This is a genomic window from Brucella sp. TWI559 (assembly GCF_039674265.1).
Classification (GTDB): Bacteria; Pseudomonadota; Alphaproteobacteria; order Rhizobiales; family Rhizobiaceae; genus Brucella; species Brucella chromiisoli.
This window is the reverse complement of record NZ_JBDJNE010000021.1, coordinates 23,949-32,422: the sequence shown is the minus strand read 5'-3', so window position 1 is coordinate 32,422 and position 8,474 is coordinate 23,949. Positions and strand designations below refer to the sequence as shown.

Below are 8,474 nucleotides of genomic sequence, written 5' to 3'. Positions count from 1 at the left end.
AATAATATCATGACCCGAATAGTTCAAAAAATAGCGCGGGGTGGAGCAGCCCGGTAGCTCGTCAGGCTCATAACCTGAAGGCCGCAGGTTCAAATCCTGCCCCCGCAACCACTGATAACGACAAACCCGTAGCATCCGCTGCGGGTTTTGTTGTTTTTGTAGACTTTCCAATGCCTTGACGCTCGATCCAATTGAGAATAGTGCCCAATTCACCGTGCAATGTCGCATCGACCTGGCCACGTTTTGGACCGGGCATGAGTACAATCCTTTCAATTAACTGGCGCAGGTGCTGCGAGGCAGCCTGTCGTTCTTCGGGATTGTTCAGCGCTTTTGTTAGTGCTGCGACTTGCTTTGCATAGATCGCGGAAGCGCTAGGAAGAATGTCAGGTCTGTCATCTGGTAGATTTGCGAGGAGGGCGGTTAGCTCGGCCTTGCGCGTTTCCAATAAGTCCATCTTCTGTTTCATCGACGGATGATACATGCCGTCGGCGATCGCTTCGACAATCTGTGCAACCTTCTTGCCGATTGTTTCCAGCTCCGATTGCCACAGATGTGCATTCTGACGCCGTAGTGTGTTCTGCCGATTGTTGTCTGCCACAACGCTGCGCATAGCGTCAGCGACGATATTTGGCGTCATGATGTGGTGTTTAAGACCTGCAAGGACGCGTGCTTCAAGTTCTGAGCGCGCAATCGTTCGGCTGTTTGCACACGTGCCTTTGCTGATATGATTTGAGCAAACAAAACGATCAGCGCCGCGAAGAGAACAGGGGCCCTGGCATAGGCCGCAAGTGACAAGGCCGGATAGAAGTGACTTTGGTCTGCGGGTTCTGTTGAGGCGATTTTTGCTATGATGGTCACGGATCGCTTCGGTGACGTTGGCGAACTGTTCCGCGATCTCATTTTGCCTTGCACGCACAGCTTGCCAGAGTGCGTCATCGACAATGCGCAGTTCCGGTACATCCTTGATGATCCATTCCGATGCTGGATTGAGCCGCGAGACGCGCTTTCCGGTCGAGGGGTTTTTGATGTAACGGAGCCGGTTCCAGATCAGACGGCCGATATAGAGTTCATTGTTTATGATCCCAGTACCGCGCTTTACATGGCCGCGGATGGTGGTGTCGTTCCAGAGCTTACCACCGGGGCCTGAAATTGCTTCTTCGTTAAATTGGCGCGCAATTGTTCTTGGACCAATTCCGCTCGCGAATTCTGTAAATATGCGGCGGATAATGTTAGCTTCAGCTTCAACAATCTCGCGGTCTCCGCGAGATACCACGCCGTCCTCATTTAAATGTCGAATGGCACGATAACCAAAGCAAAGACCACCACCTGATTTGCCCTGTTCAACGCGTCCGCGCAGACCCCGATGGGTTTTTTGCGCGAGGTCTTTGAGCATCAATGCGTTCATTGTGCCTTTGAGGCCAACATGAAGTTCGGTAATCTCGCCTTCAGAGAGTGTGAATATTTTAATGCCAAGAAATTGTAATTGTTTGAAGAGGGTTGCCACGTCAGCCTGATCGCGGCTGATGCGATCCAATGCTTCCGCCATCACAATGTCGAAAGTTCCTGAATGCGCCGCCGCAAGCAATGCCTGAATTCCGGGGCGCAAAACAATGCTTGAACCGGAAATTGCCGCATCCTGATAGCAGGCCGTAATATTCCACCCTTCACGCTGCGCGCGTTCTTCGCAAATCCTGAATTGATCCGCAATTGACACCTCGCGCTGATTGTCCGAGGAATAGCGGGCGTAAAGTGCGATACGCTTCATATCGGGACTCCTTACTGAAATTAAGAGATTGACGAAGTATGACTGGGAAAGCGCAAAAGCCAAGGCCAGTATCATTGTGTTTGAAAAGCAGTTGATCGGTCAATGTGGTGCTCAAGCAATTGCATAGCGTTCACCATGGTTACAATCCTGGTCCCTCGGCGCCGAAATCATCATTGATCTGCGCCGCAGCTTTCTTTGATTAAGAATGTTGCTTATGTAGCCGACGCTGACGAATGAGCAATTTTAGAAGTGTTTGTCAGAAATTTTGTGGTGAATCTCTATGGCATTTCGGTGAAAAGCGCGGTCAATCCTCGGGCTTCACTTCACATTTTTGGGTAATTTATTACATATAAAGATGTTTACGATTGGGGGCTTTCGTGAAACTGCCATCGAATTATGTGTTGATAAAAACGGCAAAAGTTACTCTGATCGCCGCGTTTATTTCTATTTCTCTATCGACGGGTATTCGTGTCATCGTCGATACTCAAGCTGATACAATAACGATACTTGTCCGCCTGATCTTACCGTTTCTGATCGCTATTCCAATTGGTTTGATCTGGTTTACCCGGCTGGAAAAACTTGAGCGAACCTACCGCGCTTTGGTCAAACATGCCAATGAACTTGCAAGAACAGCCAGTACGGACCCACTCACTGGACTTCTCAACCGGCGGGCCTTTATCAAGCAATTTGAAGGCGCGTTAGAAATCGGTGTGAAAGGCTGGTTTTTGCTTGCAGATGTCGATTACCTGAAAGCGATTAATGATCACTACGGTCACCTTTCCGGTGATGAAGCAGTTATGGCGGTTGCAGAAGCGCTCCAGCAGGTTTTGCCAGATGATAGTCTGATCGGCCGCATCGGCGGAGATGAATTTTGTGCATTCATTGATGTGGCATCGATGAATCATACACATGAAATTACGGCAAAGATCAATCAAGAGGCAGCTCAGATATTCAGCGAACGCTTACCCGAAGCAAAGCAACGTTTGTCGGTCTCGATCGGGATATCGAAAAGTGAGCGGATAATGAGTTTTAAAGACATGATGGCGCAGGTCGATGAGAAATTATACCGCAAAAAACGAGCGCGATAATGAGCGCGCTTGTCTGATCTTAGAGTGCATCCCGAAAAGTGTGAAACGGTTTTCGCAAAAGATACGCTTTAAATTGATTAGAACGCTGATCTTATCCAGCCAGATTCTAGTGCTGGATAGCCTTCGTTAAGGGCTACAAATGGTCAAACGGTTTTTGGCTTTGACCAGTTAAACCGCTCGCAGAAGCCATGCAAACTTCAAAGCGGAGGACGTTTCAAACTGATTTTTTGACAAAGTTCTGTTCGACTGTGGCACTTCTGCTTGAATATGCTACGAGATTCGAGAGCTTTTTTGGTGAGTTAATCAATTGATAAGCAGTATTTATGATGAAGCCTGACGACCGCCGATTTTTAGACATTCTCGATTGCTGGCATAAGACAGAGTTTTTCATCCCCTTTGATTTAAGCAGTGTTGCTGAGAACCTTGGTGACAACCAGACAGCTTTTTATATATCCCGTCAAAATCCTATCGCGCCAGCGGATGCAGTGCGGCCTGAGAACATGACTTTCGCCGGCGGTGATCTGTATCTGGGAACCTTCGATAAAGATGATGTCCAGAAGCTCGTTGAGCAACTTGGCGAAGAGACAGAGTTTGAAGCCTTTGATCGGCAAGAACGAAAAGATGATCACTGGTCGCTAACGACAGGACCAGCCGCAGCTAACACATGTTTTGCTCGAATTAAATTAGGCGCGTCGGGCGAACTGCAACTGCAATCGCTGGAAGTTTCCACGCTGCCGTGGGCAATCGGGAACGCCATTGATGGCAACCTCGCTCATCTGACGTGGCAAGAATTCGAGAGTGATAAACTCAGACTTGCTGAACATCTCTACAATTTTGAAATGCGCAGACGTGCGCAGTATGGTGCTAGGAATGACGATGAGGTTGTTCCGCTAATCGCCTCCGATATTGAGCCCTTATTGAACGTCTTTTGTGAATGGGCCAATTATTGGCCAGCCCCGGAACTTCCGCTTGGCCTGGTTCGTGCAAGTTTTAAGGAAATTAAAGCATCAGCAAATGAGACGCTGTCAACCGATGGTCTGGGTGATAACGTTCGCGCTGATGAGCGTGTGGTCGGCTTTTGCAAATCAGATGATAATGCCAGTTGCGAGCAAGAGACTGATGAAATCAATCTGCTTCCTGAAATAGGAATTCTGAATAGTTTTTATCTGACCGATCTTGAACTTGCCATGAAGCAAGCCGAGGCAGGCAATTTGTCGGATACGCTTCGCGATTATCTCACTCCTCAAGGAGAGGAAGATAAGGTTCACGTAGACACAGTTGCTGGCAAGTCGCAGATCATCGAAATGCTACAGCCCAATCGCGTTAATCTTGGACGCTGGCCGACCGATCCTTCCCGTTCCATGAGCTTGATGCAGCAATTCTCGATCAATGCTGCATTCGCTCGCTTACAGCAGAGCGGAGTATTTTCTGTCAATGGCCCGCCTGGTACCGGCAAAACTACTCTTTTGCGTGATGTCATCGCCGAAAACCTTGTGCGGCGTGCACGAGTGCTCGCAGGGTTCAAGAGTGCGGAAGAAGCATTTGTTTCACGCACGAAGGTGAGCATCGGGGATGAAAATTTTGATATCGGTAATCTCCATCCCGATCTCCTGGGCTACGAGATGGTTGTCGCATCATCGAATAATACTGCAGTCGAGAATATTTCACGCGATTTGCCAAAAGCAGAATCTATTGTCCTCTCCGAAGGGGAGCGTTTACGCTATTTACAACCTGTTGCTCACAAACTAGCAGCAGAATGGGTTGATAAGAAGGGAAAGACGCATTTTAAATCTCTCGATGCCCTGTGCATGCCTTGGGGGTTGATCGCATGTACTCTTGGGAATTCTCACAATCGTAAGATTTTCCGCGAACGTGTTCTGGGGAAAAATCTGTCTGACGATGTTTCTCCAACATGGTCAGGCACAGAACGGCCGCGCACGCTGTGGCAGTGGCGTAATCTGCAAGATGAGACTGAGGCGCGCAAAGCGTTCAGGGAAGCGCAAACAATATTTTGGGCAATTGAAAAACAGGCCTTGCACAGGCAAGAAGAATTGCAGGCCTTTGCCACGCTTTATCAGGACGCGATCGAGAGACGACTGGAGAAGTGTATTGTTGTTCTCGAGGGACAAGTGCAGTCCGCACGGGGCGATTTGGGGTGTGCTGATAAGAATGTTGTGGAAATGGAAGCCCGGCTTACAGGAATGGAAGCTGAGCTTTTAGACCTCAAAGAGGTGCAATCACAGATTGATCGCCTGCGTCCATCCTTTCTTCAGGCGTTATTCCGGCGTAGCCGAAAACGCGAATATGACCAGCACAGTCGGGAAAACGCTACCGTGCAGATCAGCCTTCGCAAAGAGATTGCACGCGTGCGGCTTCAACTTAGCGATGATCTCAATCAAAAGCAGAAGGAAGCTCAGACGCAATGCGCAGACTTTGAGACGGCGCTTACAGCGGCGAAAGGTGATCTGCACTCAAGGGATACGCGGCTTGCTGAATTCACCAAGGCATTTCCCAAAGCCTGCTTACTGCAAACCTCAGTGGAGATTGATCGTGCGGATGTCCAGCGAAGTGGGCTTTGGCATGATGAGGTGTTTAACACACTTCGCTCAGATCTGTTTAAGGCTGCCATGAGGCTACACGAAGCGTGGTTGGCCGCAGTCATGAAGCCCAAGAGCTTAAAATACTATCAAACGATGCGGGCAGTTAGCGCGTTGATTGGTGGCAAGCAGCCCGAGGATGTCAGTCACCATCAGGCGCTCTGGCAGAATTTTTTCATGATGGTGCCCGTTGTTTCGACAACATTTGCTTCATTTTCCCGCCAGTTTCGCGGATTAGGGGCAGGCGCACTCGGCTGGGTATTAATCGATGAAGCAGGCCAGGCTGTCCCGCAAGCAGCCGTCGGGGCGATGTTGCGTGCGAAGCGTGCTCTCGTTATCGGCGACCCTTTGCAGATTGAACCTGTTCTTACTCTTGCTCAGCCACTTATCAAAGCGTTGTGTGATCTGTCTGATCAAACACAGGACGGTTTTTATTCTCCTGGAAAAACATCTGTTCAGGCGCTTTCAGACGCTGCGAATATTTATGGCGAGGTTCTACAAACCGATAATAAGGATATTTGGGTTGGAAGCCCATTGCGCGTTCACCGACGCTGCCTCGACCCTATGTTCTCTATCGCAAACAACGTCGCTTACAACGGCAAGATGGTCCATGCTTTACCAAAACCTCATCCTGGTCAAGAGAGGCCACCTGTAACAAGACCTAGCTGTTGGATTAATCTGAGCGGAAAAGTATCGGGCAAACAAACCGTTGCTGAGCAGGTGCAGTTTGCAGCCCATATGGTCATCAACTGCTATAAGGGCGATGGTAGGTTACCTCACTTATACCTGATCTCGCCCTTCAAGGAAATTAAGTCAGCAATTGTGCGAGTGCTTGCGAGTGCAGAAACATGGCAGCGTCAGCATGTCGGCAGGCCGCAGGGATTACAGGTGTGGCTTAAGACCCATGTTGGCACTGTTCATACCTTTCAGGGAAAAGAAGAAGACACCGTAGTGATGGTTCTGGGTGCAGACTTTGATCATGCAGGTGCAGCACGCTGGGCCGCATCCAAACCCAACATTCTCAACGTTGCAATGACCCGAGCCAAACGGCGTTTTTATATGGTTGGTGACAAAAAGCTTTGGGGAGAATTGCGGTATTTCAACGAGGCGGCGCGCATGCTCCCAACGGTATCAGCGAATGAATTCATGTTTGAAAAGAAGAACTCTGGCATTGCCTACCATTAAAGCGCCGTCCGCCCTATCGGGCGCATAAAGGTCGTTATGTCAGTTTATACTTGCTGCATAACGCAGTACGCTGACCATAGAATGCCATACCTAGAAAATTGCCGACCCGAATAATCGGATCGGTAATTCTAATGACAGGAATTGTTCTAGACAGATAACACCTGCGATCTTTTTAGATTGTATCGTCCGGGCTTTCGGTCTTTTTGAAGATTGCTGCTATCGAACCTGTTACACGGATTTCCATGTGTCCTCGTAAGGCATGGGGGTGAATGACAATCTTGTCGATAAGCGATCTTATGATCTCGCCGGCCACGTGAATATCTTCTCGTTGGTTAAGGCATCGCGTCAAATCGTTGAGCTTGTCATGAAACGATTTATCGAGGTCTATTGACACAGAGCGTCTGTGGTTTGGTGATGCCGAAAGCCGCCTTTCCAGATTTGCTTTGGCACATTCAAGCCGGTCGAGTTCTGCCTTCATGCTCTCGTGAAACATGCCTGCTTTGATGGCATTTAACAGCGCTGCAATCTCTTTTTGTGTTTGCACGAGTTGTGGTTTCAGACCCGTATTGCCGCTCACCGCATCCTCCTCAAACTGACGTTGAGCGGAAGAAAAAGCGCGCTGTGCAATGCTGATCATTGCTGCATCTGCCAGATGGTTTTTCATGCCGGATAAAACCATGCTCTCTAAGGCATCGCGCTGGATCGTTCTGCCATTATCGCAGGAGCCTTTTCCAATGTGGTTCGAACAGACAAAGCGTTTGGAACTGCGCAGTGAATAATGGCCGCCACATTGAGCGCAAAATACTCTTCCAGATAACAAAGACACTGGTCGCCGCATACCAGAAAGCCGATTGTATGAGTGGTAGGACTGGACTGCTGCCGTTATATGAACATGCGCTGTCGAAATTTCGTCGTGACGCTGTTGAGCTGCATGCCACAACGTATTTTCTACAATACGAAGGTTAGGTTCATTTCTGATGACCCAGTTCTCGCGAGGATTGAGCCTGGACACCCGTCTTCCTGTGTCCAAATCTTTTTGGTAGCGTAGACGGTTCCAAATTCGTCTTCCTATATATAGTTCATTATTGAGAATACCTGTTCCCCGCTTTTTATGGCCTCTTATGGTTGTGTCGTTCCATGGCCTGCCATGCGGGCCTGCGATATTGTGCGTATTCAGCCTGCGAGCAATCGCCCGCGGAGAGCGGCCCTCGGCAAATTCTGTAAATATGCGACGAACGACAACGGCTTCTATTGGGTGGATCTCTAGCAGTCCACGAATTGGGCTTCCATCGGAGTGCAATTTCTCCACGGCTTGATAGCCATAGCATCGCCCTCCAGCAGAACGACCTGCCTCTATGCAACCTCGCAAACCACGCCGTGTTTTGTCAGAAAGCTCTTTGAGATAAAGTGCATTCATTGTGCCTTGCAGGCCAATGTGTATTTCCGATATTTCTTTTTCAGACAGGGTAAAGATTTGAATACCCATATACCGCATGCGCTTATGAAGGGTCGCCACGTCAGCTTGGTCACGCGTAAAGCGATCAAGGGATTCTGCAACAATGATATCAAACTCCCCTCGTTGAGCATCAGCCATGAGCTGCCTGATTCCAGGTCTTGTCACAAAGCTTGAACCTGAAAGGGCTGCATCCTCGTATTCCCTGACAATGACCCAGTCAGGTTGCTTTTCGGCGTATTCTCTGATGAGGCGAAACTGATCATCAATCGATGCCTTGTTCTGAAGTGAGCTTGAATAGCGGCCGTAAATTGCAACACGTTTTGTGGCGTTTGCGTTGTTCGCTATTGGTGAGAGAGATGTGGTATTTTCAAAGCGGTTCATGA

At 49.0% G+C, this 8,474-nt stretch carries 4 protein-coding genes and 1 tRNA gene; 3 read left to right on the top strand and 2 right to left on the bottom strand.

The window, feature by feature from the left end:
• Window positions 1–34: 34 nt before the first annotated feature.
• A tRNA-Met gene (locus ABE530_RS17535) sits at window positions 35–111 on the top strand.
• Here ABE530_RS17535 and ABE530_RS17530 read toward each other — a convergent pair.
• Window positions 68–1,765: a recombinase family protein gene (locus tag ABE530_RS17530; RefSeq protein WP_499695392.1), complete on the bottom strand. Its 1,698-nt coding sequence runs from the start codon at window positions 1,763–1,765 to the stop codon at window positions 68–70. The two genes, ABE530_RS17535 and ABE530_RS17530, sit on opposite strands and share 44 nt — an antisense overlap.
• A 377-nt stretch (window positions 1,766–2,142) precedes the next feature.
• Here ABE530_RS17530 and ABE530_RS17525 point away from each other — a divergent pair, with 377 nt between their 5' ends.
• Window positions 2,143–2,853: a GGDEF domain-containing protein gene (locus ABE530_RS17525; RefSeq protein WP_499695390.1), complete on the top strand. Its 711-nt coding sequence runs from the start codon at window positions 2,143–2,145 to the stop codon at window positions 2,851–2,853.
• A gap of 323 nt (window positions 2,854–3,176) precedes the next feature.
• Complete coding sequence (locus tag ABE530_RS17520) at window positions 3,177–6,635, top strand: DEAD/DEAH box helicase (RefSeq protein WP_499695389.1); 3,459 nt, start codon at window positions 3,177–3,179, stop codon at window positions 6,633–6,635.
• A gap of 172 nt (window positions 6,636–6,807) precedes the next feature.
• On the opposite strand, the gene ABE530_RS17515 is transcribed toward ABE530_RS17520, so the two are convergent.
• Window positions 6,808–8,472: a recombinase family protein gene (locus tag ABE530_RS17515; protein WP_499695388.1), complete on the bottom strand. Its 1,665-nt coding sequence runs from the start codon at window positions 8,470–8,472 to the stop codon at window positions 6,808–6,810.
• Window positions 8,473–8,474: the final 2 nt, after the last annotated feature.